The organism is Mycobacterium shigaense (assembly GCF_002356315.1).
GTDB lineage: Bacteria > Actinomycetota > Actinomycetes > Mycobacteriales > Mycobacteriaceae > Mycobacterium > Mycobacterium shigaense.
Window position 1 is genome coordinate 2,891,927 of sequence record NZ_AP018164.1, and the last position, 26,078, is coordinate 2,918,004.

Annotated in this window: 28 protein-coding genes and 2 pseudogenes; 10 read left to right on the forward strand and 20 right to left on the reverse strand. The window is 66.0% G+C overall.

Annotation, left to right across the window (positions count from 1 at the left end):
- Position 1: 1 nt before the first annotated feature.
- Positions 2 to 1,012, reverse strand: coding sequence for an NADP-dependent oxidoreductase (locus MSG_RS13530; RefSeq protein WP_096440329.1), 1,011 nt, complete (start codon positions 1,010 to 1,012; stop codon positions 2 to 4).
- A gap of 48 nt (positions 1,013 to 1,060) precedes the next feature.
- Between MSG_RS13530 and MSG_RS13535 the strand changes: the two genes are divergently transcribed.
- Entirely contained in the window at positions 1,061 to 1,900 is an 840-nt protein-coding gene (locus MSG_RS13535) for a class I SAM-dependent methyltransferase (protein ID WP_096440330.1), read from the forward strand.
- A gap of 178 nt (positions 1,901 to 2,078) precedes the next feature.
- The gene (locus MSG_RS13540; protein WP_096440332.1) at positions 2,079 to 2,936 is read left to right on the forward strand and encodes a TIGR03560 family F420-dependent LLM class oxidoreductase; all 858 of its coding nucleotides are present in this window, start codon (positions 2,079 to 2,081) and stop codon (positions 2,934 to 2,936) included.
- A 381-nt stretch (positions 2,937 to 3,317) separates the two neighbouring features.
- Here the strand turns inward: MSG_RS13540 and MSG_RS13545 are convergent, their stop codons facing one another.
- On the reverse strand, positions 3,318 to 4,154 hold the full coding sequence (locus MSG_RS13545) for a glycoside hydrolase family 16 protein (protein ID WP_096440334.1): 837 nt from the start codon (positions 4,152 to 4,154) through the stop codon (positions 3,318 to 3,320).
- A gap of 703 nt (positions 4,155 to 4,857) precedes the next feature.
- Between MSG_RS13545 and MSG_RS25175 the strand changes: the two genes are divergently transcribed.
- A complete protein-coding gene (locus MSG_RS25175; RefSeq protein WP_170063156.1) occupies positions 4,858 to 5,007 on the forward strand; it encodes a hypothetical protein in 150 nt (49 codons plus the stop codon).
- A gap of 131 nt (positions 5,008 to 5,138) precedes the next feature.
- Here MSG_RS25175 and MSG_RS13560 read toward each other — a convergent pair whose 3' ends face one another.
- From MSG_RS13560 to MSG_RS25610, 3 genes and pseudogenes are all read right to left on the reverse strand, one after another.
- A complete protein-coding gene (locus MSG_RS13560) occupies positions 5,139 to 5,780 on the reverse strand; it encodes a carboxymuconolactone decarboxylase family protein (protein WP_096440340.1) in 642 nt (213 codons plus the stop codon).
- Positions 5,781 to 5,867: 87 nt separating this feature from the next.
- A complete protein-coding gene (locus MSG_RS25605) occupies positions 5,868 to 6,140 on the reverse strand; it encodes a hypothetical protein (RefSeq protein WP_232011019.1) in 273 nt (90 codons plus the stop codon).
- A 194-nt stretch (positions 6,141 to 6,334) separates the two neighbouring features.
- Positions 6,335 to 6,529 (reverse strand): annotated as a pseudogene (locus tag MSG_RS25610) (hypothetical protein); the annotation flags it as partial.
- A gap of 203 nt (positions 6,530 to 6,732) precedes the next feature.
- Between MSG_RS25610 and MSG_RS13570 the strand changes: the two are divergent.
- The gene (locus tag MSG_RS13570) at positions 6,733 to 7,503 is read left to right on the forward strand and encodes a glycerophosphodiester phosphodiesterase (RefSeq protein WP_181159229.1); all 771 of its coding nucleotides are present in this window, start codon (positions 6,733 to 6,735) and stop codon (positions 7,501 to 7,503) included.
- Positions 7,504 to 7,507: 4 nt separating this feature from the next.
- Here MSG_RS13570 and MSG_RS13575 read toward each other — a convergent pair whose 3' ends face one another.
- The gene (locus MSG_RS13575) at positions 7,508 to 8,155 is read right to left on the reverse strand and encodes a cutinase family protein (protein WP_096444474.1); all 648 of its coding nucleotides are present in this window, start codon (positions 8,153 to 8,155) and stop codon (positions 7,508 to 7,510) included.
- A 131-nt stretch (positions 8,156 to 8,286) separates the two neighbouring features.
- Between MSG_RS13575 and MSG_RS13580 the strand changes: the two genes are divergently transcribed.
- Positions 8,287 to 8,961 (forward strand): class I SAM-dependent methyltransferase, encoded by a 675-nt coding sequence (locus tag MSG_RS13580; protein ID WP_096440342.1) that lies wholly within the window; start codon positions 8,287 to 8,289, stop codon positions 8,959 to 8,961.
- Here the strand turns inward: MSG_RS13580 and MSG_RS13585 are convergent.
- Genes MSG_RS13585 through MSG_RS13595 form a run of 3 tightly spaced genes read right to left on the reverse strand, consistent with a single transcriptional unit; the run spans position 8,942 to position 12,013 of the window.
- Complete coding sequence (locus MSG_RS13585; RefSeq protein WP_096440344.1) at positions 8,942 to 10,018, reverse strand: glucosidase family protein; 1,077 nt, start codon at positions 10,016 to 10,018, stop codon at positions 8,942 to 8,944. The two genes, MSG_RS13580 and MSG_RS13585, sit on opposite strands and share 20 nt — an antisense overlap.
- Positions 10,005 to 10,763 (reverse strand): class I SAM-dependent methyltransferase, encoded by a 759-nt coding sequence (locus MSG_RS13590; protein WP_096440345.1) that lies wholly within the window; start codon positions 10,761 to 10,763, stop codon positions 10,005 to 10,007. The genes MSG_RS13585 and MSG_RS13590 overlap by 14 nt, the downstream gene beginning before the upstream one ends.
- Positions 10,757 to 12,013, reverse strand: coding sequence for a glycosyltransferase family 4 protein (locus tag MSG_RS13595; protein WP_096440347.1), 1,257 nt, complete (start codon positions 12,011 to 12,013; stop codon positions 10,757 to 10,759). Before MSG_RS13595 ends, MSG_RS13590 begins: the two co-directional genes overlap by 7 nt.
- Positions 12,014 to 12,381: 368 nt before the next feature.
- Between MSG_RS13595 and MSG_RS13600 the strand changes: the two genes are divergently transcribed.
- The gene (locus MSG_RS13600) at positions 12,382 to 13,176 is read left to right on the forward strand and encodes a DUF1906 domain-containing protein (protein WP_232011021.1); all 795 of its coding nucleotides are present in this window, start codon (positions 12,382 to 12,384) and stop codon (positions 13,174 to 13,176) included.
- 7 nt (positions 13,177 to 13,183) lie between these two features.
- Here the strand turns inward: MSG_RS13600 and MSG_RS13605 are convergent, their stop codons facing one another.
- The 6 genes from MSG_RS13605 to MSG_RS13625 form a co-directional block, all read right to left on the reverse strand.
- Positions 13,184 to 14,065: an alpha/beta fold hydrolase gene (locus MSG_RS13605; protein ID WP_096440351.1), complete on the reverse strand. Its 882-nt coding sequence runs from the start codon at positions 14,063 to 14,065 to the stop codon at positions 13,184 to 13,186.
- Between the two features lie 187 nt (positions 14,066 to 14,252).
- Positions 14,253 to 16,493 (reverse strand): catalase/peroxidase HPI, encoded by a 2,241-nt coding sequence (katG, locus tag MSG_RS13610; RefSeq protein WP_096444476.1) that lies wholly within the window; start codon positions 16,491 to 16,493, stop codon positions 14,253 to 14,255.
- Positions 16,472 to 16,912, reverse strand: a complete 441-nt coding sequence (locus tag MSG_RS13615; protein WP_105886894.1) for a Fur family transcriptional regulator — start codon at positions 16,910 to 16,912, stop codon at positions 16,472 to 16,474. The genes katG and MSG_RS13615 overlap by 22 nt, the downstream gene beginning before the upstream one ends.
- Positions 16,913 to 17,000: 88 nt before the next feature.
- A complete protein-coding gene (locus tag MSG_RS24880; protein ID WP_142404517.1) occupies positions 17,001 to 17,216 on the reverse strand; it encodes a hypothetical protein in 216 nt (71 codons plus the stop codon).
- Positions 17,217 to 17,331: 115 nt separating this feature from the next.
- Positions 17,332 to 17,880 carry a cupin domain-containing protein gene (locus tag MSG_RS13620; RefSeq protein WP_096440353.1) on the reverse strand — a complete coding sequence of 183 codons (549 nt, stop codon included), beginning with the start codon at positions 17,878 to 17,880 and terminating at the stop codon, positions 17,332 to 17,334.
- A 27-nt stretch (positions 17,881 to 17,907) separates the two neighbouring features.
- Positions 17,908 to 18,951 (reverse strand): class I SAM-dependent methyltransferase, encoded by a 1,044-nt coding sequence (locus MSG_RS13625; RefSeq protein ID WP_096444480.1) that lies wholly within the window; start codon positions 18,949 to 18,951, stop codon positions 17,908 to 17,910.
- An 87-nt stretch (positions 18,952 to 19,038) separates the two neighbouring features.
- On the opposite strand from MSG_RS13625, the gene MSG_RS13630 reads away from it, so the two are divergent.
- A complete protein-coding gene (locus tag MSG_RS13630) occupies positions 19,039 to 19,470 on the forward strand; it encodes a PPOX class F420-dependent oxidoreductase (protein WP_096440355.1) in 432 nt (143 codons plus the stop codon).
- A complete protein-coding gene (locus MSG_RS13635) occupies positions 19,467 to 20,285 on the forward strand; it encodes an MOSC domain-containing protein (RefSeq protein WP_232011023.1) in 819 nt (272 codons plus the stop codon). Before MSG_RS13630 ends, MSG_RS13635 begins: the two co-directional genes overlap by 4 nt.
- A gap of 6 nt (positions 20,286 to 20,291) precedes the next feature.
- Here the strand turns inward: MSG_RS13635 and MSG_RS13640 are convergent, their stop codons facing one another.
- Entirely contained in the window at positions 20,292 to 21,032 is a 741-nt protein-coding gene (locus tag MSG_RS13640; RefSeq protein WP_096440357.1) for a cutinase family protein, read from the reverse strand.
- Between the two features lie 308 nt (positions 21,033 to 21,340).
- A pseudogene (locus MSG_RS13645) lies at positions 21,341 to 21,890 on the reverse strand (thioredoxin family protein).
- 78 nt (positions 21,891 to 21,968) lie between these two features.
- Between MSG_RS13645 and MSG_RS13650 the strand changes: the two are divergent.
- On the forward strand, positions 21,969 to 22,898 hold the full coding sequence (locus MSG_RS13650; RefSeq protein WP_096440359.1) for a DMT family transporter: 930 nt from the start codon (positions 21,969 to 21,971) through the stop codon (positions 22,896 to 22,898).
- A gap of 13 nt (positions 22,899 to 22,911) precedes the next feature.
- Here MSG_RS13650 and MSG_RS13655 read toward each other — a convergent pair whose 3' ends face one another.
- Both MSG_RS13655 and MSG_RS13660 read right to left on the reverse strand, forming a co-directional pair.
- A complete protein-coding gene (locus MSG_RS13655) occupies positions 22,912 to 24,108 on the reverse strand; it encodes a glycosyltransferase (protein WP_096440361.1) in 1,197 nt (398 codons plus the stop codon).
- Between the two features lie 56 nt (positions 24,109 to 24,164).
- On the reverse strand, positions 24,165 to 24,809 hold the full coding sequence (locus MSG_RS13660; RefSeq protein WP_096440363.1) for a cutinase family protein: 645 nt from the start codon (positions 24,807 to 24,809) through the stop codon (positions 24,165 to 24,167).
- 198 nt (positions 24,810 to 25,007) lie between these two features.
- On the opposite strand from MSG_RS13660, the gene MSG_RS13665 reads away from it, so the two are divergent.
- A complete protein-coding gene (locus MSG_RS13665; RefSeq protein WP_096440365.1) occupies positions 25,008 to 25,826 on the forward strand; it encodes an LLM class F420-dependent oxidoreductase in 819 nt (272 codons plus the stop codon).
- On the opposite strand, the gene MSG_RS25180 is transcribed toward MSG_RS13665, so the two are convergent.
- A complete protein-coding gene (locus MSG_RS25180) occupies positions 25,823 to 25,993 on the reverse strand; it encodes a hypothetical protein (protein ID WP_162899206.1) in 171 nt (56 codons plus the stop codon). The two genes, MSG_RS13665 and MSG_RS25180, sit on opposite strands and share 4 nt — an antisense overlap.
- Positions 25,994 to 26,078: the final 85 nt, after the last annotated feature.

The window sequence follows — 26,078 nt, forward strand, 5'->3', positions numbered from 1 at the left end:
GTCAAGCGACTTTCACTATTAACTTGCCCACGTTCTTTCCGTCGAACAGCATGTTGATTGCTGTCGGCAGCTGCTCGAAGCCCTCGACCACGGTCTCGAGCGGCGTCAGCTTGCCGTCGGCGATCAGACCGGCGATTTCGCGGTTTGCCTCGGCAGCACGCCCCAGATGGTCGAGCACGATGAACCCTTGCAGCGTCGCGCGCTGAATCAGCAGGTTGCCGAACGCGCGCGGACCGGGCGGTGGGTCAGCCTCGTTGTAGCCCGAGATCAGGCCGCACAGCGCGACGCGCGCGCCGATGTTGAGGCGTGCGAAGACCGCGTCCATGATCACACCGCCGACGTTCTCGAAGTCGACGTCGATCCCGTTGGGCGTTGCCGCGCGGAGTTGGGCAACCCAATCGTCGGCGCGGTAGTCGACGGCGGCGGCGAAGCCGAGCTCCTCGGTGAGCAGCCGGCATTTGTCCGGCCCGCCGACGATACCGACGACCCGCGCCCCGTCGGCCTTGGCGAGCTGGCCGGCGATCGAACCGACCGCACCGGCGGCAGCCGATACGACCACGGTCTCACCCGGTTGCGGCTTGCTGATATCGCGGATCCCCACCCAGGCGGTTAGCCCCGTCGTTCCGAGCGCGCCCAGGTAGGCGCTCGGCGAGATACCGTCGGCGACATCGACTCCGAACAGCGGCGCCGTGTCCGAGACGACCACATACTCCTGCCAACCGACGAGCCCCTGCACGATCTGCCCGACGCGATAGTTCGGGTTCTTGGATTCGACGACTTCACCGAGGCCGCCGGCGCGCATGACTTCGCCGATGCCGACCGGAGGCAGATAGGTCGGGGTGTCGTTGATCCAGGTGCGGTTCGTCGGATCGAGCGAGATCCAGTCGACGCGCACCAGTGCCTCGCCGTCGGCGATCTCGGGTACGGCCTCCTGGACGAGCTCGAAGGTCTCGGGACCAATGCGGCCGGAGGGGCGCTCGCGGAGCAGAAAGCGACGGTTTCGATCGGGCATGAGCGCACGCTACGCCGGACAGTCGCGGCCGGTGCTATAACCCCTCCTATGGCCGACCACACGATCACTCATGTTTCCGATACCGCCCGATGGACGGCGCTGCACCGGGCCACCGAGACGGCGCGTCCGGACCCGCTGTTCCGTGACCCGCTCGCGGAGCGTCTCGCAGGTGAACAGGGCCGCGCCATCGCGGCCAACGTGCCCTGGCGGGACCGCAGCGGGTTTTGGCTGGTCGCGCGCACGAAGCTGATCGACGACGCCATCGCCGACGCGCTGGCGAACGGCTGCGACCGCGTGCTGAACCTGGCCGCCGGTCTGGATACCCGGCCCTACCGTCTAGACCTTCCGTCCGAGCTCACCTGGATCGAGGCCGATCTGCCCAAGCTGCTCGCGGAAAAGGCACAGCTGCTGTCCGACGAGACGCCGCGCTGCCGGCTGATCCGCACGGCCGTCGATCTCGCGGACCCGGACGCCCGGCAGGCCTTTTTCGACGAGGCGCTGGCCGGCGCGACGAAGGCCTTCGTGCTGACCGAGGGACTGTCGATGTACCTCGAATTTCACGACATCGAAGCGCTTTCGGGCGCGATCAAACGGCCCGAGGTGACCTGGTGGATGCTCGATGTCGCCTTCCCCGGCCTGCGCAAGCGGATCAACAAGAATGTCGACGGGATAGCCGAAAGCGCTCCGTTCAAGTTCGCGCCGGAAAACGGGCTGACGTTCTTCGAGGACCGCGGCTGGCGGGTTGTCGAGGCGGAGTCGGTGCTCGAGGCCGCCCACCGATTTCACCGCTTGCCGCTCTGGATGCGCCCGCTTGCCTGGCTGCCCAAAGCGGATCTGCGCCATCCGGGCAACGCACCCGGAAGTGCGGTCGCGCTGCTTACTCATTGATTTCGCGATCGCCAACTTCCAACCCGCGCAACTGATTTGCGCGAATTAGGAGCACCCTGAATCGTGATGGCGGGCCTTTCCTTAATGCAGCAAGTCCGGGACCTTACGATCGGGCAACGCAATTGCAAGCCAACGCTGTTGGCAGGCGAGAAGGGGGCGCCGATTCTATGATCACCACATGCGTATCTCGGTCAAATTTGACCAGAGTTTCGAATACCCCGAACTCGAACAATTGTGGCGCGTCGCTGATCGCCTGGGCTTCCCCTCGCTGTGGGACTACGACCATTTCTACGGGCCGGCGGAACACCCGGCCCCGACCTATGAGGGTTGGACCACGTTGGCCGCAATGGCCGCCGTCACCGAACGGGCGCGAATCGGTTGTCTGGTTTCCGGCGTGACCTACCGGCATCCAGCGATCCTCGCCAAAATGGCGGTGACCGTCGACCACATTTCCGGCGGCCGGCTCGACTTCGGCATCGGCGCCGGCTGGCACGAGGCCGAACATCGCGGGTATGGGATCAGTCTTCCCAGCCCTGGCATCCGGGTCGCGATGGTCGACGAGGCACTCACCGTGATCCGGCGCCTCTGGACACAGGACTCGGTCACCTTCAAGGGGCAGTTCTTCACGCTCGAAAACGCACTCTGCGAGCCGAAGCCCCTTCAGCAACCGCACCCGCCGATCGTGGTCGCGGGGACCGAGCCAAAGATGTTGCAGGTCATCGCCCGCCACGCCGATATCTGGAACATGCCTGGGCACGAGGGGCCCCAACGATGGCAGGCGGTCAACGCTCGACTCGACGAAGCATGCGTCGACGTGGGACGCGACCCGGCCGACGTTCGGCGTTCCGCACAGCTATCGCTGCACCCTGCGGTGCCCGACGATGTCGACGAGCAGTTGGCACTATTGCCCGAATTCGAGCGACTCGGCTGCCAGCACATCGTGTTGGCGTTTCGCCAGCCACCGACGACGGCACTGCTCGAACGCTGCGTCGCATTGGATTCACCATCAGCTACGCCGCCGACCGTCGCCCTCTAGACACGGCGGCCCTCGTCTCGCCTGGTTTGCTCGAGAGACCCATTCACAAAGCGACCTGCGTGGAGCAGTGTGAGCTGGATGGACGCCTTGCGGTTTGCCGCTGTGCCGATGATGGCGTTGACCGTGTCTCCTACGGCGGCCGGCTCCCACCCGTGCAACCCCCGGCCGCACCGGTGCCGTTCGCGTTGGTGCGGAACCGCCGCACCCGTAGTTCTCACGTCGCCGAACCAGGACGACGGAAGCGGCATCGACCGATCCGAGGCTGCGTGGACGGTCAAGGTCGGTCGGCTGGGCACACCAGGAGCCCACTTTCCACCACCGCAGACGCGCGCCGTGACGACCGCCTGGTTCGCCGGTGACCGAATCCCGGGTTGAGCCGCCCTACCAGACCCGAATCCAGTCGATGAGCATGTCGGCGGGATAGGTGCCGGGGCCCGGGTCCTCACCGCCCGAACCGGCGACCGCAAGATTGAACACGGGATACGCCGTGTATCCGGGCGCGTTGAACGGCCAGTCCGGCAGTGAGCTGGCCGGCACGTCGAAGTAGGGCGCGGCGCCTTCGGTGTAGTCCTTCCAGAAGCGGATGCCGGCCTCGTCCCATTGCGTGCGCCAGGTATGCCACGCGCTGTCCACCGTGATGTTGTGGGTCTTCCACTCGCCGCCGTTGGCCTTGGCGTGCACGGTAGTGGCCGACGGCCACTTGCCGTTGCCGTACCACTCCATGATGTCGATTTCGCCCTGATCTTGATTGCCCAGCCAGTAGGCCGGCCAGGCCCCGGCCGTCAGGCAGTTCAGCTTGATCCGGGCTTCCCAAGTGTGGCCGACGCCGCCCCGCCAATTGCTCTGCACCTTGCCGCTGAAGTACGTCGGGCCGTCTTTCGCGGCACGCAGGACCAGATTGGAGTTGCCGTCGAGGAATACGTTCCGGCGATCGTCGCGGTACTGCCCGATATTCTCCGGCCGCTCCCAGAACGTCGGGTCCTTGATCACCTCGCGCGCGGTCGCCACCGCCCACTTGGCTGGGTCAGGGGCCGAGCCGGCGGGACCGTCGAATTCGTCCTGGAAGATGTACGTCCCGCTCTGACCGCTGGGCGCATCCGGCGGCGACGTCCGGCCGGCCGGCGCGGGTTGGGCTTGGGCCCCAGGGAGGGGAAGCGCGGCCGCCAGCACGCCGATCCCTGTCGTCAACATCATGCGGCGACGGTCCATCGAAGGCATAGGCAAGCGACGATAGCAGCCGCGGGCCTCTGGGGTCGAAACACGAATTTGTCGGTGGCCGTCGCTAGCATTCGGCTCGCAGTCGGGTTCCGAATACGGCGACGGCACGGTACTAGCGTGGGTTTTACGACAAATTCACGGCTAATTCTCATGCTTGCGCTTGGTTTGGTCTCAGCATTGGCTGGGCATCCTGGACACGAACAGATAACACGTTCGTAGCGTTGCGGCAGAGTTGGTTTGCCCTGGGAGGAGTTGACAATCGTGGCGAATGCGTCCGGGGCGACGGTTATTTTCCTTGAGTCTCATCCGACATGGATTGCCGCGCATCGCCACGAACGAGAGCGCCAAGAAGCGATGCGGCGCCACCCCTCGTTTGGGGCTCGGCGTGGTTCGGCCGAATTAGACAGCAAACTGACTGCGGGCACTCACCACTTCCGGCTGTATCCCGGTACTGACACTCCGGCCTGAGGATTTCCGGAATTTGCGGGTTAAGAATCCAAGTCGTGGCTGGGCATTCAGCTAACCATTAGGATCGCCCCGCATCTTATATGTGGGGTTTTGCTATCGCGTCCGCATTTTTGACTGGCCCCCGAAGATGTCCGACAACTCGAATCCGCCGCCGGGGCAGCCGTTCCCTGACTGCGGCAATGTCGCCTTCGCCACTGCATTCGGACTGCACGCGATCGATCACTTTCGGCGGGGGATGACAGCTTCGCGGCCGTCGGTCATGGTCGGCGGCACGATCCAGGGCGTTTTCGTGCTGATCGCTTTGGTACTGGTTTTGCGACGAAATCGCTGGGCGGCCCGGGCCGCCTACCTCGTCGGCTTCGGCAGTGCGGCACTGTTCGCCTAGGCGCACGTGCTGCCCACATTTCTGCCCGGGTATCACGACAGGGCACTGGTACCACGTCAGCTACGAAGCGTGACAGCGCATTGTTGACCGGCAGCGCCGGAAACCTTCGATGGCCGCCCATTTCGATCACATCAGGAGCCCCCGGACGTTGCGGCACCGATGTCCAGCACACCACCGCCCTCCGGGTCGTCGACCTCCACGACCGGGTCGTCGACGTCGTCGAATTCCAGACGCAGTGCCCGCGACATGATCGCGTGCATTACATACATGGTGGTGGTGTAGGTGAACTCGAGGATCTCGGTGTCGGTGAACACCTCCCGCAATTGGTCGAACAGCCGCTCGGGGACCCGACCGTGTTGGCCGGCAAGACAATCGGCGTAGGCCAGCAAAAGCCGCTCGGGGTGATCGAAACAATCGGCCGTCTGCCACGACGGTATCGCGGCGATCTGCTCTTCGGATAGCCCCGCCGAGCGGCACGCCTTGCAGTGCTGGGAGTAGACGAACTGGCTGCCGACCACCCATCCCGCCCGAATCTGGCCTAGCTCACGGTGATCGGCGCGGATGCTGACCTCCTGGCGGTACAGGCGGAAGCCGCGCACCGCGTGGCGCAGTGCGGCGGGGGCCTGTGCCATCACGGTCCACCAGTTGCCCGGGGTCCCTCCGATGGCGCCGGGCTCGGCGACCGGATCACGATCTCCGAACATAGAGTCATACATCTTCAACGTGAACTCATCACTGACCTCGCCGCGGGGAACGGGATTCAGGCGTGGCATGGCGCGTCCTCTCTGGCCGCGGCAACGACCCCGGCGGGCCGCGCGTGGATTGCATTCAATCCCAGCCCGACTGCAGCGTCAATGCAGCTAGGGGCGCACGCCCGAGAGCACCATTGCGGCGAACGCGTCGCCGATCTCGGTCAGCGAGTTCCGTCCGCCAGGGACATACCAGGGGTGGATCCAGTTGTGCATGCCCAGGATGCCGAGCATCGCCAGTCGCGGGTCGAGATCCTTGCGGAAGACACCGGACGCGACGCCCTCCTCGACGATGGCGAGCAGCGTTTTGCCGTAGGCATCGGCATTTGCGACGATGTCGCTGGCTTCGGGCATGGCGGCCAGGTGCTGACTTTCGCTGAACAACAGAAGGCTTCCGGACTGGCGGCGAGATCCTCGATGTAGGCGTGCAGGGCGCGGCGCAACTTCTCGTCAGCCGGCACATCGGAGTCGAGCGCCTCACGGCAGTGCCGGGTCATCGTGTAGGCGGGCTGCTCGATCAGTGCGACGAGCAACTCTTCCTTGGTGCCGACGTAGTAGTAGAGCGAAGCCCGGTTGATGCCGACCTCGATAGCGACGTCTTCGAGGCGGGCCCGCGCGAAGCCCTCCCGCCGGAACACCTCGGCAGCACCCTTGAGGATGGTCTGCCAGCGCTCGCCAGAGGCCCGACGGTCGGCGTTGCGCCGTTCATGGCGTCGGCGTGCGTTGTCGCTCTGCTGGCGTATGGCGGGAATCGGTCCGTCCTCTCCGTTCATGCGTCGCGTTGTCACGGTGCGCTATCAGTGCCACACGCTGCGGAAACCCACTTACCAACATGAGCGTAGCGACCAGCCTGCGGTAGTTCGGGCAGATCGCCTACCCGCACCCCTTTCGGGCCGTAGCCTTGCCCCGAAGCAGCCGACAACAGGTGCAGGATCGGTGGGTCATCACGATGCGGTTCGACGGCGCTACGCCCAGCGTGGAATTTCTTCGCGGTCCCGGCCCAATCGCGATGGCGCACAGGGGGTTTACGTCATCCAGATTGCCGATGAACAGCATGGGCGCCTTTCACGAGGCGACGCGGCTCGGATTCCGCTACATCGAGACGGACGTTCGGACAACCCGTGACGGTGTCGCGGTGATCCTGCATGATCGTGCGCTCCAGCCCGAGTCGGGAGTCTCGGGCGCGATCGACCGATTGTCGTGGCGGGAGGCCCGCGCGGCGGATCTGGGTGCCGGAGAGTCCATCCCGACGCTGGAAGAGTTGCTGGCTGCACTGCCTGGCGTGCGCGTCAACATCGACATCAAGGCCGCGTCGGCCATCCAGCCGGCGGTCGACGTGATCGAGCGGATGAACGCCCACGACCGCGTGCTGGTGACATCGTTCTCCGACCAGCGCCGGCGCCGCGCGCTGCGCCTGCTGTCCAAGCGAGTCGCGAGTTCGGCAGGCAAGACCGCGTTCCTGGCGCTGCTGGCGGCGAAAACACCCGTCAGCCGGGCTTACGCGTGGCGGATCGTGCGCGACAGCGACTGCCTTCAATTACCGGCGCGGGTAGGGCGCCTGGCCGTGATCACGCCCGGGCTGGTGCGGGCCGCGCATGCGGCGGGGCGCCAGATTCATGCGTGGACGATCAACGATCCCGCAGTCATGCGAGCGCTGCTCGACATGGGTGTGGACGGCCTCATCACCGATCGGGCCGACCTGCTCCGCGATGTCTTGATCGCGCGCGACGAGTGGTCGCCGCCCTAGGCGTCTACTGCAACTTGGCGGCGACGAAATCCGCGGCCTGGTTGGCCATCCCCGCGTCGATGTACGCTCCCGCGAGGTGTTGCGGCCAGTTTTCCTTCCAAGTGTTCGGGTCGGCCGGATTGCAGATGGGGTCGGCGCCGTGACACAGATCGATGGTCCGGTCGTTGTAGGTCGGGTTGAAGTTCGTAATGGGCCCGACCCACTGACTTCCGTTGCCGAACAACGCGACGGCGGCGATATGCTGGTCTGTTCCCGGCGGCAGGGGGCTGTCGAAGCCGAACGCGCCGATGGGCGCGGCCAGCACCACGTCGGTCACGGCGGCGCCCAGCGAATAGCCGCCCAGCACCAGCCGGGTGTCCGGGCAGTTGGCCACCATGTCCTGCACGTGGTGGCTCATGTCGTTGGCGCCAATGTCGACCTGGGTGTCAGCCGGGTACCGCACTGCATAGACGCCGACGTTCTTGTTGACCTTGGATTGCAGCGCACTGATGAAGGCGCTGCCGAGTTGACCGGTACCGGGCGATTCGTTGCGCCCGCGCGCGAAGACCACCTGAACGGGAGGGCAATTCGCGGCAGCGGCCGGCGGCGCTGCGCCCAGCGTCCCCGATGGCAGCAGCACGGCCGGCAGAGTCAGCACTGCTGCGATCCCGATCGCCCCTAGGGCGACACCGAATGATTTCCACACAAGTAGAGCGCGCACAGCACGATCGTAAGACGATCAGGCGACCCCCCGCTGGGCAGGGCAGGGCACTGCGCGCAAGAACCGACCGATAGGTTCAACCGATGAGTCAGACCAACACCGACCGCTTGTTCGCGCTGGCCGATCAGGTGCGCGGATTCATGCCCGCCGACGAGGGGCGTGCGTTGTACGACGCCGCCGTGCGGTACCTCGGCGGCGGCATCGGCGTCGAGGTGGGCACCTACTGCGGTAAATCCACCCTGCTGCTCGGCGCGGCGGCCCAGCAGACCGACAGCGTGCTCTACACGATCGACCATCACCACGGCTCGGAGGAGCATCAGGCCGGCTGGGAGTATCACGACGCGTCGTTGGTCGACGAGGTCACGGGACTGTTCGACACGCTGCCCACGTTTCGTCGCACCCTCGACACCGCCGGGCTCGACGACCACGTGGTGACCGTCGTGGGCAGGTCGCCGGTGGTGGCCCGCGGGTGGGGGGCACCGCTGCGGTTCCTGTTCATCGACGGGGGACACTCCGAGCAGGCCGCGAATGAAGACTTCGACGCATGGGCGAAGTGGGTGGCGCCGGGCGGGGCGCTGGTGATCCACGACGTGTTCCCGGACCCCAAGGACGGCGGCCGACCGCCGTACCACATCTACCGCCGCGCAATCGATTCCGGTCAGTTTCGCGAGGTGTCCGCCCTCGGATCGCTGCGGGTGCTCGAACGCATCAGTGGTCAGCCCGGAGAGCAGCTCGGCGTCAACGGCCCGGCCCGCTGACCACGCATTCGCAATCGAAGTCGGTCTGCAGGCCGATCGGCAAGCCCTCCGCGCGGAAAATCCCGGCGCCGCCGGTCGTGTCCGACAGCGCGTCGGCCGCAAGGATCATCACCGCGCCGGTCCACGTGGTGCGCTCCTCCGGCCAGCGCTTCCCGTCGGCGAACACCAAACCGGTCCAATACGAACCGTCGCCCTCGCGCAGATGCTGCATCGCGGCGAATTGTCGGTGCGCGGCCGAGCGGTGACCGATGGCGTCGAGCGCCATGACCAATTCGCAGGTTTCCGCGCCGGTCACCCAGGGCCGGTCGTCGACGCACCGAATGCCCAAATCGCCGACCACGAAGTCATCCCAGCGCTGCCTGATGCGCGCTTGTGCCGCCGGGCCCCGAAGCGCACTGCCGAGGATGGGGTAATACCAGTCCATCGAGTAGCGGTCTTTTTCGGTGAAGGCCTCCGGGTGCGCGACCAGCGCATGGCCCAGCCGGCCCACCGCCAGCTCCCATTCCGGCTGCGGGTCGCCGACGAGGGCGGCCAGTGCCAGCGCACACCGGATGCTGTGGTACATGCTGGCACAGCCGGTCAGCAAAGCTTCCGGCACGGGCCCGGTTTCGCTTCGGGCCCAACAGATTTCGCCGTAGCCGACCTGAAGGTCGATGACGAAGTCGATCGCCTTGTGCACCACCGGCCACATCGACTCGGCGAATGATTCATCGCCGGTGACCAATGCGTAATGCCACACACCGGTGGCGACATACGCGCAGAAATTGCTGTCACTGTTGGCGTCTTCGATGACCCCCGAGCGGAATTGCAAAGGCCAGGAGCCGTCCGGTCGCTGCGTGCGGCGACTCCATTCGAACGCAGCCCGCGCCGGCTCGAGCAGGCCGGCCGTGGTGAGCGCCATCGCCGATTCGACGTGATCCCAAGGATCGGTATGCCCGCCTTCGAACCAGGGGATGGCGCCCGAGGATTCCTGCTCGGCGGCTATGGACAATGCGGTCTGATGGCATTGTTCCGGGGTGAGGACACCCGGGACTGCCGGGGGGCTAAACCGACGCAACTGATCGTCCTGGCTTCGGTCGACTTTGCACGCTCCGTGGCTTGCGGAAATACAGCGCAACGCTCTTTCCGACAAGTGGATTGAGCACCGACTCGGCCAGCTGGGTCACCTTCGGCCGCTGCATGAGATCCCACACCAGCAATTTGTGATAGGTGGTAACCGCAGGATGATCAGTATTCGAAACGCCGACAGCGCATTTCAGCCACCAGAACGGTGAATGCAGGGCGTGTGCGTGATGGGAATGCGTCAATTCCATTCCACCGCCGCTGATTTTGTCCCGCAGCTCGCTGGCACGATAGATGCGAACGTGGCCGCCCTCGTTGCTGTGGTATTCGTCGGAGAGCAGCCAACAGATCCGCTCGGGCAGCCACCGTGGCACGCTCACCGCGAGCGCACCGCCGACTTTGAGCACCCTGATCAGTTCGGCGATCGCGGCGTCGTCATGGGGGACGTGTTCCAGGATTTCGGATGCGATGACGCAATCGAACGTTTCGTCGGCGTACGGCAGGCTCAACGCGTCACCGGCGACCGCCTGCGCCGAGGCCGTGGCGGGTGCCTCACCGGCTTCGGCCATCGCGCGCAGCAGGGTGTCCACGGACTCGAGTTCGGACTCGTCCTGATCGAAGGCGACGACGTCGGCGCCGCGGCGATAGGCTTCGAACGCGTGCCGGCCCGCGCCGCAGCCCACGTCGATGACCTTGGTGCCCGGGCCGATGCCCAAGCGGTCGAAATCAACCGTCAGCATTGAGCCCCGCCTCTCGCGGCGGCCGTGCGGTCAACCGCTCGCTCATAGACTCCAACCGTCTGGGCCGCCACCGCTTCCCAGCTGAAGACGTCGATGGCGCGAGCCCTTCCGGCCTTGCCCAGACTGCGACGCTTTTCCGGGGAGTCGAGAAGCTCGCCAAGGGCACCCGTCAGCGCATCGACGTCGCCGGGCGGCACCAACTCGGCGCAGGCGCCGTCGGTCCCGAGGACCTCGGGCAGGGCGCCCACGCGGCTTGCGACGATCGGAGTGCCGCTGGACATGGCTTCCACCGCGGGCAACGAAAACCCTTCGTAGAGCGACGGAATACACGCAACTTCGGCCGACGCGAACAGGTCGGCCAGCTCGGCATCGGACAGGCCGCTGGTGATGTGAACGATGTCGGAGATGCCCAGTTCGGCGATGAGCTTGTGAGTGGGGCCGTTGGGTTCGACTTTCGCCACGAGCCGCAACTCGAGGTCGCGGTTCACGCGAAGCTGCGCAATGGCTTTCAGCAACGTGGCGACACCCTTCAGCGGGGTGTCGGCACTGGCGATGGCTATCACCCGGCCGGGTTGCCGCGGGGCCGAGTTGGGTTTGAACAGTTCGGTGTTGACCCCCAAGGGCACCACGTGGAGTTGATCGGGTGCCACGCCGAAATCGGAGACGATGTCGGCGGCCGACGACGACGACACCGTCAGGAGGTCGGGAATCTGACGCGCCACTTCTTGCTGCATGTCCAGGAATCCATACCAGCGGCGCACCAGGGGCTTGCGCCACCACTGCGCGGCAGCGAGGTCGAGCACCCGATCGCGGGTGATGGGGTGGTGCACGGTGGCCACCACCGGCAGGCCCGCGCCGGCCAGCGTGAGCAGTCCGGTTCCCAGGCTCTGGTTGTCGTGGATGACGTCGAAGTCCTTCGCGCGGTCGGCCAGCAGCCGGGCGACGCGCAGCGTGAACGTCCGCGGCTCGGGGAAACCCGCGGTCCACACGGTCAGGAGCTCACGCAGGTCGATTGAGTCGCGAATTTCGCTCGGCCGGGGAATCCGGAACGGGTCGGGCTCCCGGTACATATCGAGGCTGGGGACCTTCGTCAGCCGCACGCGGGGATCGAGCAGTTCCGGGTACGGCTGGCCGGAAAATATCTCGACGTCGTGACCCAGTTCCACCAGACCGTGGCTGAGATGTCGTATGTAGACGCCCTGCCCGCCGCAATGAGTCTTACTACGGTAGGACAGTAAGGCAATACGCATACTCAACTCTTCTTTGCTGGTTAGCGAACGCGGAAGGGCACCGAATCCATCGCGATCAACGGGCTCCCGAACTCCGTGACAGCAAACTGGACATGTGTCCAGACTATAGTTCGATCAGCTAATCGACGCAACGCGCTACCAAACACCTATTAATACTAGGTCTCGGCCCTATTTGCGCGGCAAAGAGGGTCAGCTGATAACTGCTCCGGGGTCATGCGGGGCCGGGCCCTGGGCGGAACATGTTGCGACCCAAGGGGCTGCGCTCGGGGGAGCGGCCGTTGCAAATTGTTTGCTGGACACGCCGGGTTCGCGATCGCAGCGATTTGATCCAGGCGTGCGGCCGGGTCTGATCTTGCTAACATCTCGCCGTGCAAGATTCGGGGGCCCCACGTCGTCGACAGGGGTCGATGACGCGCCGCGAGGCCCTCAAATACGCGCTCACACCGGCTCTGCTCGGCCTTGCTCCGCTGGCCACGAGTGCTCCTCGGGCAACCGCCGACAATATCCAGCTGATCGATTTCGCGGAGAAGCGGATCGCGCCCGAGGAGATCAAGGCGGCCGGTTACGCCGGGGTGATCAACTACGTCTCGCTGGAGCGACCAGGAGCGCATTTCGAGGCGAAACCCCTCACCCGTGAGTATGCCGACGCGCTGCGCGCCGCGGGTCTGCACATCGTGAGCAACTACCAGTACGGCAAGCCGGGATGGCCCACGCCGTCGGATTTCACCCGCGGGCACGACGGCGGAGTGGCCGACGCCCAGACCGCGCAGCAGTTGCACGCCGCGGCCGGCGGGCCGAATTCGGCCCCGATCTTCTTCAGCGTGGACGACGACATCAACGCCGACACCTGGAACGGGCCGGCAGTGGACTGGTTTCGGGGGATCAACTCCGTCCTGGGTGTGGGGCGCACTGGCATCTATGGGCACGCGAAGGCGTGCGGGTGGGCCATCCGTGACGGCGTGATCGGGAATTCGACGAGCGCAGGGCACCGGTGGGCCTGGCAGACGAAGTCGTGGTCGCACGGGGAACGGGAGTCGATGGCCGTGCTGTATCAGGCGGTCGTGAACAGCCCGTCGAATCCGAGCCCGCTGCTCGGCGGGATCAACGTGGACATCGACGACGTCCTGGCCGCCGACTACGGGCAGTGGGACCTCGACCGATGACCCGCGGTCAGGACAACCCGAGCCGCAGCGGGTCCTTGATGCACTCCTGGGGCTCAGTGGAGGCGATGAAGTTCTCCAAGATGTCGGCCACCGCGGCGGGCGCCTCCACGTGCGGAAAGTGTCCGACGCCCTCGAGCACCTCGAGCCGGCTGCCGTCCACCGCGTCGTGGGCCGCGTAGGCGTGCGCGACCGGGATGATCCGGTCCTGATCTCCCCAGATGAGCAGCGTGGGTAAGCCGGCCGCGATATGAAGCTTGTTCAGCGCACTGACCGCCTGGCCCCGGTAATCCACCACCGAGCGCAGCGTCCGCAGGAAGGCTTGGCGGGTCCGCGCGTCCGAGAGGGAGCAATAGGCGCTCCACATCTCACCGGCGCGGGGCGCCTGGATGCCCGCCGCGGACAGCCATGAGGCCACCTTGTTGCCGAGGTTGAGCACCGGTTGCGGCACGACCACCGGCAGCACCAGCTCGGCGCCGGGAGCAGACAAGAACCGCAACACGGGGCTCAGGTCGGGGCCGAGGCCGCCGCTGCCGATCAGGGCCAGCCGTTCGCAGTAGTCGCGGTGCTGGTGGGTGAATTGCATCGCGATGCCGCCCCCGAGGGACTGGCCGATCACCGTGGCGCGATCCACCCCCAGCTCGTCGAGCAGGTCGCGCAGGAAAACCGCGAACGCACCCAGGGAGTAGTCGCCACGCGGTTTCGCCGACGAGCCGTGGCCGAGCAGGTCCGGCGCGATCACCCGGTACTTCTTGGACAGCTGCGGGATGATCGCGCGCCAGGTCGCCGAACTTCCGGCCATCCCGTGGATCAGCAGCAGCGTGTGTCCCTCGCCGGCATCGCGGTAGGCGATCCGGTCCCCGTGCAATTCGAGGTAGGTCAGTTCGCTCATGGCACCCGTTTACCCAGCTTTGGTGGTTGAACGCGTCGGCCAACTACTACGATAGCTAACCTACGCCATCGTAGGTTACTGGTGGGTAATACTGTGGCCGGACTCACTCGGACGCGGACGAGATACGCGACACCCCGCGGGCGGAGGCCTCGCGGGGTGTCGCACCGTGCGGACGATCAGACCGTCATCACTTCAGGTCGTACCGATCGTTGTTCATCACCTTGACCCACGCCGCGACGAAGTCCTCCACGAACTTGCCCGCGTTGTCGTCCTGCGCGTAGACCTCGACCAAGGCGCGCAACACCGAGTTCGACCCGAACACAAGATCATTCGCGGTTGCCGTCCACTTCTGGGCTCCCGTCGCCCGGTCGCGGCCCTCGTAGACGTTCTCCGTGGTCTCTGACGGCTTCCACTCCGTGCCCATGTCGAGCAGGTTGACGAAGAAGTCGTTGGTCAACGCGCCCGGTCTGTCGGTGAACACACCGTGCTTGCTGCCGCCGTGGTTGGCACCCAGAGCGCGCAGACCGCCAATGAGCACGGTCAGCTCCGGGCCGGTGACACCGAGCAGATAGGCCCGCTCGAGCAGAAGCTGCTCCAGCGGGGCCTTCTCGCCCGGCCGGACGTAGTTGCGGAAGCCGTCGGCGCGCGGTTCGAGCACCGCGAACGACTCCACATCGGTACTCTCCTGCGAGGCGTCGGTGCGTCCGGGCGCGAAGTGCACCACGATGTCGTATCCGGCGTCCTTGGCCGCCTTCTCGACCGCCACCGAACCGGCCAACACGATCAGGTCGGCCAGCGAGATCTTCTTGCCTCCCGAGGCCGACGTGTTGAAGTCCTGCTGGATCTTCTCCAGCACGGGCAACACCTTGTCCAGCTCGGAGGGCTCGTTGACCTCCCAATTCCGTTGCGGTTCAAGGCGAATCCGCGCCCCGTTGGCGCCACCGCGTTTGTCGGTGTTGCGGTAGCTGCCCGCGGCCGCCCAGGCGGTCTTGACCAGCTGCTGAACCGTCAGGCCGGAGTCGAGCACCTTCTTCTTCAGGGCCGCGACATCCTTGTCGTCCACGAGCTTGTGGTCGACGGCCGGAACCGGATCCTGCCACAGCTGCGGCTCCGGAACCCACGGCCCGAGGTAGCGGCTGATCGGGCCCATGTCGCGGTGCAGCAGCTTGTACCACGCCTTGGCGAAAGCGTCGGCCAGTTCCTCGGGGTGGTCCAGCCAGCGTCGCGTGATGTCGCGGTAGATCGGGTCTTCCCGCAGCGAGACGTCGGTGACCAGCATGGTCGGGGCGCGACCCGGGCCGCCGAACGGGTCGGGGATGGTGCCGGTGCCGGCGCCGTCCTTCGCGGTGAACTGCCACGCCCCGCCGGGGCTCTTGACCAACTCCCACTCGTAGCCGTACAGGGTCTCCAGGAACGTGTTGTCCCACTTGGTCGGCGTGGGCGTCCAGACGACCTCCAGGCCGCTGGTGATGGCGTCCTTGCCCGAGCCGCTGCCGAACGTGCTCTTCCAGCCCAGCCCCTGCTGCTCGATCGGAGCTCCCTCCGGCTCCGGACCGACCAGGTCGCCGCTGGCGGCTCCGTGGGTCTTGCCGAAGCTGTGGCCACCGACGATCAGCGCGGCGGTCTCCACGTCGTTCATCGCCATCCGGCCGAACGTCTCACGGATGTCGATCGCGGCGGCGACTGGATCCGGCTTGCCTTCGGGGCCTTCAGGATTCACGTAGATCAGGCCCATGGTGGTGGCACCGTAGGGCTGCGCGAGGTCGCGCTTACCCGAGTAGCGCTTATTAGTGCCCAACCACTCGGCCTCTTCGCCGAAGAGGATCTCTTCCGGCTCCCAGACATCCTCGCGGCCGAATGCGAAGCCGAAGGTCTTGAATCCCATCGAGTCCAGCGCCACGTTGCCGGCGAAGACGATCAGGTCCGCCCACGAGATCTTGTTGCCGTGCTTCTTCTTGACCGGCCACAGCAGCCTACGGGCCTTGTCCAGGCTCGCGTTGTCCGGCCAGCTGTTGAGCGGGGCGAAGCGTTGCAGCCCCTGACCGGCGCCACCGCGGCCGTCGTAGATGCGGTAGGTGCCCGCGGCATGCCAGCTCATCCGGATGAAGAAGCCGCCGTAGTGCCCGTAGTCGGCGGGCCACCAGTCCTGCGAGGTGGTGAGCACCGAGATCAGGTCGGCTTTGAGCGCCTCGACGTCGAGCTTAGCGAAATCCTCGGCGTAGTCGAAGTCGTCGCCCAGTGGGTTGGCCTGCGGCGAGTGCGGATGCAGTTTCGACACGTCGACCTGGTTGGGCCACCAATCCTGATTCGTCAGGGGCGCGCCGTCTTTCGCGGTCGGCGAGGAGATGGTCGGATTTTCGCTTTCGGACACAACTTTCCTTTCGGTGATGGTGATCGGGCTGTGATCTAGGAAATTGCAGTCGAGCAGTCGGGACAGAAGCCCCAATAGATGACTTCGGCCTCGTCGAGCACGAAGCCATCGAGCACGTTGTTGTCGTCGGACGGCGTCAGGCAGGGCGCGTCGCCGACGGCGCAGTCGATGTCGGCAATCACCCCGCAGGAGCGGCACACCAGGTGATGATGGTTGTCACCAACGCGTGCTTCGTAGCGGGCGACCGACCCCAGGGGCTGGATCCGCCGCACCAAGCCGACTGCGGTCAGCGCGTTGAGCACGTCGTAGACGGCTTGGCGGGAGACGTCGGGCAGACCCTGCCGCACCGACGAATAGATGGTGTCCGTGTCTGCATGCGGATGGGCGTGCACCGCTTCGAGCACCGCCACTCTCGGCCGGGTCACTCGCAGGTCAGCCAACCTCAGCTGCTCCGCGTAGTCCGACGTTGACGACACACAGTCAATATGGCGCACTTATCTGGAATGAGTCAAGACTCTATTGGGAGGAAGGTGCGTAAATCTTTGGTGCGTCAAGACGCGGGTTTCACCGCGCTGCTGCAGGGGTGATCGTAATCTGTTCTTTACCAATGGTTTTCGATGCAGTATCGGTTCCTGGGCAGTCGCCGCGCGAGCACTGCGGCAACGCGATCTGCACGACAGCGGCGGCCGCGATGAGCACGAATAACCCCAGCAGCAACCGGCGGGGCCGGCTACCGGGAAGTATCAGCCGGGCAAGCCCAGCACTGTTCTCGGTCATCATTGAATGGCGAATCCCTGGGCTTTCCTTTGCTGGCTCAGGGCTGAACCCGCGCAAAGACGACGATGGGTACCAAGTAGCCCAACGCGCGAACTCTGAAACGTCGAAACGCCGGTCGTTACACCTGGCGCCACGACGGTTGCCCTGGATCCACCAGCCGTTGCTCCATCGGCCCCACCCCGAAGACGGCGATCACGGCCGGATCCGGCTGGTTGGCCGGAACTCCGTCGTAGTGGGGAGTCCTCGCCGTCCGCCTCACGTAGCCGCCGGGCCCGACCGGCAGCGCATCTTGTGGCTGAAATTCGTTGCCACTGTTCACAAACCAGGTGCCGAAGACCACGACTTGAATCCGGTCGGTCGCGTAGGTGTGCGGCGCACTGAACCAACCCGGATTCCACTTCATCAACACCAGATACGGACCCGGTTTGTCGAAGTCTCCGTACAGCTTGGCCATCTCACCGCTGTGCGGCGGCAGATTGCCCCATGGCGCGAAGTCGATCTGGTCGTACGGCTGAACGAATGTCTCGCGCGGATCCGGCCCCGTTTCGGGTGGCGGAGCCAAGGGCACCGTTCCGATATCGCCATCTCTGTCGCCAGCGGCGATCGCCGCCAACAACAGAGGCGTCGCCGCCAACAGCGATCGCCGGTTGGGTCCCCTGGTGACCATCGCATCACCTCCCAGTCACCGAGTAACTCAATCCTCTTTCTGGTAAACGAGCCAACGCAATTCGATCGGCGACTCCTCGGGCGCGACATCGAAGACGTCCAGCCCGCGCGACCATCCGTCGAACCATGCGGTGGGCGGCCACGCACCGTCGGGCAGATGGGTCTTCTCGTACTCGTAGGCCGAATCGTCGCCGACGAGGCGCAGCGGAAGTCGGTCTACCGCCGCGTCGAGCTCGTCGCGGGTGAAGAACGTGGTGTTGCATTGCTGCCCGAGTTCGCGCGCCGCGTCGTCGGGGAGATAGCCCGGTCGGGTGAGGAAGGCGTTGAACACGATGCGGCCGGCGGGGGCCAGGAACTGCGCGGCGAGTTCGAGCAGACCGCGCAGATCCCGCGCCGTGCGAAAATCGGGGACCAGCTCGGAGGCCACGATCAGCTGGTACTCGTCGTCAACACTTTCCAACGCCGTGAAGACGTCGCTTTGGATGACCCGCACCCCGAGCGAATGTCGTTCGGCCTCGGCGCGGATGATGTCGGCGAACTTTGCCGCCATCTCGACGGCGTCTACCGGGTGCCCGCGCCGGGACAGGGCCAGGGCGTTGCGCCCCGTTCCCGCGCCGATGTCCAGGACGCGATGCGTTTGGGGCTCGGGCGCTTCGGACGCCAGCGCCCACACCCGGGCGTCGGGTTCGAGGCCGAACAACGGCCCCTCACGCGTGCTCACCCAGTTGTCGTAATCGCCGCCGATCGTCGACCACTGGGGCTTGACCCGATAGTTCAGCATCACCCCGAAGGGCGAGGTGTACTCGATGACGATGTTGGACCGGGACGAGGCCTGGAACGCCTTGGCGAGCTCGCCCTGCAACACCGTTTTGAGCTGCGCGGATTCTTCCGATGTGTAGATCACGCCGAGGCTGGCGAACAGGTTCTGGCACATCGTGAGGTACTCGTCGATCATCGCCGGAACCGCCGGCAGGATCAGCTGACCTTGAGCCACCGTTCGGCGATACAAGCGCCGGGCCATCGCTTCGCGCAAGGCGGACACATCGAAAGACCCGGGGGGCCGAGGCTCCATCAGACCCTTGTACACGACCGAAACCATGACCGCACGTGGGGTCGGCCGAAGCTGTACAGTCAGGCCGTTCACCGATAGGGGGAGGCCATGAGCAGCGGGCCCGCCGATCTCAAAGATCAGAAGTTCGTGTCGTTGACGACGTTCAAGCGCAACGGTGATGCGGTCGCCTCGGCCATGTGGATCGTCGGTGACGGCGAGCTGCTGTGGGCCTGGACGCCGGCTGATGCGTGGAAGGTCAAGCGGATTCGCCGCGATCCGCGTGTCATCCTCGCGCCCTGCGGGCGAACTGGAAAGGTCCGTCCCGGCCAGCCCGTCGTCGACGCGACCGCCGAGGTAGTCACCGACGCCGACCAGGTGGCCCGGGTCGAATCGCTGGTAAAACGCAAGTACGGCGTGGAGTTTCGCCTCGTGACTCTCATCGAGGCCGTGCTGGCGCGGGGCCGCAAACCGCGGTTCGCCATCCGCATCACGCCGTCGCAATCCCGGACCGCGATTTCACCTGACGACGAAGTGCGATGAACGAGCCGATGCGCGTGCAGAACCTCTGCCGGTACCCGGTGAAGTCGATGCTCGGGGAAACCGTCAGCAGCCTGTTCGTCGACGAGGGCGGCGCCGCAGAAGACCGCCGCCTGGCGCTCGTCGACACTGTGACGGGCCATGTGGCCAGCGCCAAACAGGCTCGGCTCTGGCGTGAGCTGCTCAAGTGCACCGCCACCGCAGATAGCGGGCACGTGAGCATCGGATTGCCCGACGGCACGACGGTCGCGGCGGAAGATCCGCAAATCGACGACCTGCTTTCCCGATTCCTGGGCAGGGCGGTGCGATTGATCCGCCAGCGCCCGGATGGCGCCACGCTCGAGCGTCCGGACCCTGAGGGACTGCTCGAGCTGGGGCTCGACGCCAAGGTCGCGGGCCGCATCCTCGAGATCGGGCAGGCGACACCCGGCCATTCGTTCACCGACGACGCCCCGTTGCATGCGATTACCACGGCGACGCTGGACCACATCGGGGTGGAGGCGCTGCGCTACCGGCCAAATCTGGTGATCGAGACACCGGACGGCTACCCGTCCTACTTCGAAAATAATTGGTTGGGAAGGGAAGTGACCGCCGGCGAGGTGCGCATGCGCGTGCTGGACCTCACTCCGCGCTGCGTAGTCCCCACGCTGGAACACGGGCCACTACCGCGGGCCCCACAGGCGCTTCGCATACCGGCTGCCGAAAATCGCGTAGCGGCAGGGAGTTCCGGGGTGGGCGCCTGCGCGGGGGCATATCTGGTGGTGCTGACGGCCGGAGTCATTCACGTCGGCGACCGAGTGGTCGTCACCGACGCGTAGGCACGCCTAGTTTCCGAACCCCGTGCCGGGACTGCGGACGGTGAACGCGGATCCCGTGGGAGTGCTGTCCAGGCGGCCGACCGCGAAATCTGTCCCCTTGTCGACGATGTTGGAGTCGTCTGCGTAGGTGTCGTGGGCGGAGAAGTTCAGTCCGTCGGAGCATACCGGGTCCTCGGGGGCGCACACCTTGATGGTCTTGGCCTGGTAAGTCGGCCCGATGACGACCGGGGGTTGGCCGAGTAAGTTCATGGCGCGCACGTTGGGCATGCCGAACAGCACGACGGCGGCGACGTGGTTGGCGATGTCCGGCGAGAGCGGCTTGGGCACGGTCGCGGGGTCGATGCCGTCGGGCACCGCGGCCGAGGTGACAAAACCCATCACGGCCGCACCCTGGGAGTAGCCGCCCAGCACCATCTTGGTGTTGGGGCAGGCGCCGGCCTCGGACACCACATGCGCGCCCGCATCCCTGATGCCGTCCAGGCCGGTGGACCATTCATTGCTGGCGGGGTAGTTGACCGGATACACCTCCACGGACTTGCCCGGCTCGCGCGCCCGCAGCTGGTCGACGAACGCCTGCCCGGTCGGCCCCACGCCCGGGTCCTCCCCGGTGCCACGGGCAAACACCACCTGCACATCGGGACACGGCTCCGCGGACGCGACGGGGGCATCGGAGGTCACTACCGCTCCGAGGGCACACGACGCGACGAATGCGGCAGCCAGCAAGCGAAACATGTCACGGTCGTTCATGTCGCAATAAGTGCCCCGAGAGCAACCTCCTCAAACGAGTGAGATTCAACACGAGTTCACAGGCACCGCCGCCGCTGCGACGGTATTGCCCGGGAGTCACTCCTTCGGTCCCGACCGTCCACCCGATGTCTTTGTCGCAGCGGCCATTAGCTGTGGCGGTGACAATCCCGGTTGTCGGGGGCAAGACAACGGTGCGGTCTTCGCACGGCTTGCGGACAGCTCGGATTGCGCGCGCCTGCTGCGCAATTGGCGGCCGATCAGTTATTCGTTCGGCCGCATGCCATTTCGTTCTACGGCCCGGGCACGCATTACCGCCACTTGATGCCGCACCCGATGGACGGCCGCTGATCGGGGTCGACGGGCCGCCCGGCCAGCACCGCATCGACGGCAGCCCGGACGTCCGTAGCCGTCACTGGCAGTCCGTTGCGCGGCCGGGAATCATCGAGTTGGCCTCGGTAAACCAGCCGACGCTCGCCGTCGAAGACGAACGTGTCCGGCGTGCACGCGGCCGAGAAGGCGCGGGCAACTTCCTGGGTTTCGTCATAGAGATACGGGAACGTCCAGCCGTGGCGGCGGGCCTCGGCGGCCATTTGCTCCGGTCCGTCCTGCGGGTGCGTCGTGATGTCGTTGCTGGAAATCGCCACCATCGCCACGCCTTGATCGGCGAGGTCCCGGCCCAACTGAGCAAGACCGGCCGCCACATGCTGCACATACGGGCAGTGGTTGCAGATGAACGTGACGACCAGTGCGGAACCCGTCAGCTCGTCGAGACGGACCGTCGCTCCGGTTGCCGGGTCCGGCAGCGCGAACGGCGGCGCGGGGGGTCCCGAGGGGGAGCATCGTGGACTCGATAGCCATGTCGCCAGCCTAGCTTCGGCACCGGCCCTCGCCCTGTCCCGAGTTAGCCGCGAAGGCATCTCGGGTATCCGGGCGATCATGGGGTGGGTGACGCATCACGCAATCGCGATCGTCTCGGGCCTACTCGCCGCATTGTGGGCCGCGGTCGGCATCGTGGTCCGGCAGCGCGTCGCGCAGGGCGTCCCGGCCGATCGTGACGACTCGGCGCCCGTGCTGTCCAGCCTGCTGAGCGTCCCGCTGTGGTGGGCGGGCACCCTCGCTGCTGTCGCCGGCTACGCGTTCCAGGCCTTGGCGCTGGCGCACGGATCGCTGCTGCTGGTGCAGCCGTTGCTGGTCTCGTCGCTACTGTTCGCGTTGCCACTGAGCGCGCGGCTTTGCCATCAACACATCAGCCGGGCCGACTGGGGCTGGGCCATCGTGCTGACCGCCGCGCTGGCCGTCTTCGTCCTGGTCGGCCAGCCCCGCGAAGGCCACAATCGTCCCCCGATACCCGCGTGGAGCCTGGCGTTGGCGCTCACCGTGCCGCTGGTGATCGTCTGCCTGGTCGCAGCCCGCCGCACCGCCGGGCGGGTGCGCGCGATGCTGCTGGCACTCGCGGTCGCGGTCCTGCTCGGCATGATCGCCGTCGTGACCAAGATCTGCACGCACCGATTCTCGGTCGGCGGTTGGCACGGGCTCATGACCGTGCCCGCCCCCTATCTGCTGGTTGCGCTGGCGGTGGCGGTGACGGCAGTGCAGAATTCGGCGTTTCATGCCGGCGCCCTGCAAGCATCGGTCCCGATCATGTTGGTGGGTGAGCCCGTCGTCGCTGTGGTGCTCGGCGTCGTCGTGCTCGGTGAACATCTCGCGGTGCGGGGCTCGGCGGGCCTGGGTCTGGCCATCGCCATCGCAGCCATGGCGGCATCCGCCATCGCGCTGAGCCGCGACCAGGCGCTCGAATCGGGCAGCACTCCCGCCAGAGAACTCGGCGTTCGGTGCGATGACGAATGCGGTGCGGTGCGGTACTAGCCCGCTTCGGGGCTTACCCCGGCGGGCCGACCCCGCGTCGGGCGGTGTCTTCCAGCAGATCGGCGGTGCGCGTGACGCTGTCGGCGGAAGTGATCATCTGATCGGAGACCTCACGCGCCCGCGCGCGGTATTCGGGGGCCAGGACGCGGCCCAGGTCGGCGGTCAGCGAGTCCAAGGTACTCTCCGAAAATGCCCGTCCCGCACCGGCTTCCAACCCAGTGACGGCGTCCGCCCACATCGGCTGGTCGAGCCAGAACCAGAGGATCAAGCTGGGGACCCCGGCCCGCAACGCCGCGGCCGTGACGCCCGCGCCGCCGTGGTGTGCGATCGCGCGACAAACCGGAAAGACGGCGGCGTGGCTTACCTCGCTCACCACCATCGTGTGTTCGAATCGCGGGACATCGGTGAAATCGTTTGGGCCGCTGCAAATCAGCGCTCGCTCGCCGAGCCGCGCGCAGGCCGCACTGATCACGGCGACCGTCTCGGCGGGCGAGGCGATGGGCGTGCTTCCGAAACCGAAGTAGATCGGTGGAGCTCCGTCGGCGATCCAGGACAGCACCTCGTCGTCGGCGTCGCTTCGCAGTTCCAGCGTCAGTGCGCCGACGAAGGGCAGTCGGCCGTCCGCATCCACCCATTCGGCAGGCGGGCCGGGCAAGCAGAGTTGGTCGTAGGCCTGGATCTCCAGCGGTGTCGTCGCGGCCGCAGCCGTCTTCGGCAGGTTCAACGCCCGGCGCTGCGCATCGTCAGTCTGCTTTGTCAGTTGCGTATACATCTGCCACGACGACCAAACCCGCCTCGGAAAGAAGTGCAGGGTGGCCAGTGGAATGCCTTGGTATTCGGCAACATTGGCCGCCAGCCCCTGCTCGTTGAAGCCTGCCACCAGCAGGTCGGCCCCATCGGCGAGCGCCGCCAGCGTGGTGGTCTTCGCCGCCTTGACCTGGTTGATGTTCTGGATCGCCTCGTTCAGCGCGACCACCGGATCGTCGAGGTTTGCCGCGTAGTCGGCCACCAAATCCGCAGCCGAATCCAATTGGTCCCACGTGTCCGGCCCGTATGCGGCCGCGGCGACTCCCGTCGATTCGACGAAGGGAATCATGTTGGGCGCGACCGCCATCTGGACGTCGTGGCCTCGGCGCAGCAGTTCCCGGGCCGCGGTCGCCACGGGCTCTACGTCGCCGCGACTGCCGTAGCCGGCGAGCACGACTTTCATCGACGCAACCTAACTGGCGGTGAGGGCCAACGGCGGAAGGTGTCGGTGGCTAGCGCTCAGTGCAGCCGGTTCGCCGCGAATGTCGCGGCCTGATTCACCATCCCCGACTCAATGTAGGAAACGTGGGCGATGATGTTGCCGCCCGCGGAGCAGATCGGGTCGTCGGGGGCGCACAGGCTGATGGTCTTGGAGCCATACGCGGGATTGATGGTCGGCAACGGCTGGCCGCCCCACAACATGCTGGAGAAGCTGCTGGTGGGCTCGCCGAACAGGGCGACAGCCGCGACGTGATCGGCGACCGTGGGCGGCACCTGGTTGGTGGCCAGGTCGATCACCGTCGAACCCTGGGAGTACCCGCCGAGCACCAGCTTGGTGTTGGGGCAGCTGGCAACCGTATCCTGGATGTGCGCAGCCGCATCGTTGGCGCCCGCGGAGGCGCTGTTGTGATAGTCGTCATTGGCCGGGTAGTTGACCGCGTAGACGTTAATGGACTTTCCACCGATCTGCGAGGTCAGCGAGTCGACGAAGGCCTGGCCCATGTTACCGAGGCCCGGTTCCTGGTGGGTGCCGCGAGCGAAGACAACGCCGACGTCCGAGCAGGGATCAGCAGCAGCTGCCGGGCTTCCGAGAGGGGTGCTCAGCAAACCCCACACGGTTACAGCCGAGACGCCAACGATACGAACAACTCTGCGTGCACTCATGCTCAAATGCTGACATACCGCCAGAGGCCTCGTTACGAGCGGCTGGTTCACCCGAGTCAATCGCCGCATCGGCCGCCTGGGAGGTTGCCGGAGGGAAGGAATCGGATTGTCCCGAAGTTTGAGAGTAGGTGACCTGGCGAAGACGTGCCGATACGGTCACTGAGGGCAGCAACGGGTCGGCAGGAAAGGCGACGACGGGTGAGCGACTCGAACCGGGTGAGGGTCGGTGTTCAGCTTTGGCCGGGCGGAACGCCGGACTACCGGACCTGGCGCCAGGCGGTGCTGCACGCCGAGGAGCTGGGCGTGGACGCCATCTTCGGCTACGACCACTTCCACAAGCCGTTCGTCCAGATCGTCGAAGGCAGCCCGCAGCTCGACGATGACCAGCCAGATGTCAACAACTTCGAGGGGTGGACCGCGCTGGCCTCATGGGGTGAAATCACCAGTCGCGCCGAAATCGGACTGCTGGTTACCGGTCTTCCATACCGGAACCCCGACCTGGTCGCCGATATGGCGCGCACCGTCGACCACATCAGCGGGGGACGCCTGATCCTCGGCGTTGGGGCCGGCTGGTATCCGAAGGACTTCATGGAATACGGCTACGAATACGGCTCCACAAAATCACGGATGGACCAGTTCGACGAGGGCCTGGCACGTATCGAACACCGGCTCAACCGGTTGACGCCCCGGCCGGTGCGCGAGATCCCGATCCTCATCGGGGGAGGCGGCGAGCGGCGCACCCTTCCCGCGGTGGCGCGGCACGCCCACATCTGGCACAGCTTCGAATCGCTCGAGGAATTTCGCCGCAAGAACGACTTGCTCAAGCGGCTTGCCACCGATGCGAGCCGCGACGAGGCGGCCATCGAACGGGCGGTGGCGTGGACGGACGCCGCGACAGCCGATGCGTTCGTCGATGCGGGTGTCACGTTGTTCACGACCGAGATTCATCCGGACGCCGGCGGCTACAACTTCTGCGAGCTGGAAACGATGCTCGCCTGGCGCGATCGTCGCGGCTAGTCCGGAGGCTCGTCTTCCGAGCCGCGGGTGCGGGCGTGTTCGCGTTCGCTGCGTCTGCCGGGGACGCCTTCGGCTTCCCGCTCGCGGGCGACCTTCTCGTCGAGCTGGTCAACGATGTCTTCCAGGTCCTGAGCGCGACTCAGTGGGTCCTGATCGGATGCGGTCATGTCGGCTTTCTGTGACTTCGGCCTTCGGGCGGCGGCCCCCGTCGATGCGAGCCGGTGGTGAGGCGGTACCCGGTGCCGTGGGATG

What these genes read in the sequence shown, in the direction of transcription:
- MSG_RS13530 (WP_096440329.1), bottom strand. Translation starts at nt 1,012, where the DNA reads ATGCCCGATCGAAACCGTCGCTTTCTGCTCCGCGAGCGCCCCTCCGGC.
- MSG_RS13535 (WP_096440330.1), top strand. Translation starts at nt 1,061, where the DNA reads ATGGCCGACCACACGATCACTCATGTTTCCGATACCGCCCGATGGACG.
- MSG_RS13540 (WP_096440332.1), top strand. Translation starts at nt 2,079, where the DNA reads ATGCGTATCTCGGTCAAATTTGACCAGAGTTTCGAATACCCCGAACTC.
- MSG_RS13545 (WP_096440334.1), bottom strand. Translation starts at nt 4,154, where the DNA reads ATGCCTTCGATGGACCGTCGCCGCATGATGTTGACGACAGGGATCGGC.
- MSG_RS25175 (WP_170063156.1), top strand. Translation starts at nt 4,858, where the DNA reads ATGACAGCTTCGCGGCCGTCGGTCATGGTCGGCGGCACGATCCAGGGC.
- MSG_RS13560 (WP_096440340.1), bottom strand. Translation starts at nt 5,780, where the DNA reads ATGCCACGCCTGAATCCCGTTCCCCGCGGCGAGGTCAGTGATGAGTTC.
- MSG_RS13580 (WP_096440342.1), top strand. Translation starts at nt 8,287, where the DNA reads ATGAGTCAGACCAACACCGACCGCTTGTTCGCGCTGGCCGATCAGGTG.
- MSG_RS13590 (WP_096440345.1), bottom strand. Translation starts at nt 10,763, where the DNA reads ATGCTGACGGTTGATTTCGACCGCTTGGGCATCGGCCCGGGCACCAAG.
- MSG_RS13595 (WP_096440347.1), bottom strand. Translation starts at nt 12,013, where the DNA reads ATGCGTATTGCCTTACTGTCCTACCGTAGTAAGACTCATTGCGGCGGG.
- MSG_RS13605 (WP_096440351.1), bottom strand. Translation starts at nt 14,065, where the DNA reads ATGAGCGAACTGACCTACCTCGAATTGCACGGGGACCGGATCGCCTAC.
- MSG_RS24880 (WP_142404517.1), bottom strand. Translation starts at nt 17,216, where the DNA reads ATGATGACCGAGAACAGTGCTGGGCTTGCCCGGCTGATACTTCCCGGT.
- MSG_RS13620 (WP_096440353.1), bottom strand. Translation starts at nt 17,880, where the DNA reads ATGGTCACCAGGGGACCCAACCGGCGATCGCTGTTGGCGGCGACGCCT.
- MSG_RS13625 (WP_096444480.1), bottom strand. Translation starts at nt 18,951, where the DNA reads ATGGAGCCTCGGCCCCCCGGGTCTTTCGATGTGTCCGCCTTGCGCGAA.
- MSG_RS13630 (WP_096440355.1), top strand. Translation starts at nt 19,039, where the DNA reads ATGAGCAGCGGGCCCGCCGATCTCAAAGATCAGAAGTTCGTGTCGTTG.
- MSG_RS13635 (WP_232011023.1), top strand. Translation starts at nt 19,467, where the DNA reads ATGAACGAGCCGATGCGCGTGCAGAACCTCTGCCGGTACCCGGTGAAG.
- MSG_RS13640 (WP_096440357.1), bottom strand. Translation starts at nt 21,032, where the DNA reads ATGAACGACCGTGACATGTTTCGCTTGCTGGCTGCCGCATTCGTCGCG.
- MSG_RS13650 (WP_096440359.1), top strand. Translation starts at nt 21,969, where the DNA reads ATGGGGTGGGTGACGCATCACGCAATCGCGATCGTCTCGGGCCTACTC.
- MSG_RS13655 (WP_096440361.1), bottom strand. Translation starts at nt 24,108, where the DNA reads ATGAAAGTCGTGCTCGCCGGCTACGGCAGTCGCGGCGACGTAGAGCCC.
- MSG_RS13660 (WP_096440363.1), bottom strand. Translation starts at nt 24,809, where the DNA reads ATGAGTGCACGCAGAGTTGTTCGTATCGTTGGCGTCTCGGCTGTAACC.
- MSG_RS25180 (WP_162899206.1), bottom strand. Translation starts at nt 25,993, where the DNA reads ATGACCGCATCCGATCAGGACCCACTGAGTCGCGCTCAGGACCTGGAA.